Below are 328 nucleotides of genomic sequence, written 5' to 3'. Positions count from 1 at the left end.
GCAATATGCCGTATGCTAACAGCCAAAAAAAGATTGGCTTTATTGCCGCTCAGGAATATCCGTTGTTGACAAAGCAAATGGTTCCCGGTTTTCTTGAAGGTGCAAGAAAAGCTGATTCCGCCATAGAACTTGATTTTCGAGTAATAGGCTCTTGGGCGGACGCTAACAAAGCGTCGGAACTTGCCTCCGCAATGATGGAATCAGGGGTGGATGTTTTTACTTCGATAGCCGGCGGAGCGGCTCAGGGACTTGTTAAAACGGCTGTTGATAAAAAAGCGTATATAGTTTGGTATAACACAAACGCTTATAAAATGGCTCCGGGTTTTAT

Annotated in this window: 1 protein-coding gene; it reads left to right on the top strand. The window is 44.5% G+C overall.

Features of this window, described 5'->3' with window-relative positions; all coding sequences use genetic code 11:
- Positions 1 to 328: BMP family ABC transporter substrate-binding protein (locus ACYVTD_RS18645; RefSeq protein WP_461249074.1), on the top strand; the 328-nt coding region annotated here is incomplete at both ends.

The sequence above is a fragment of the Treponema sp. R6D11 genome, from assembly GCF_054786075.1.
The sequence above is the reverse complement of the archived record's forward strand: the minus strand, read 5'-3'. Positions and strand labels throughout refer to the sequence as shown.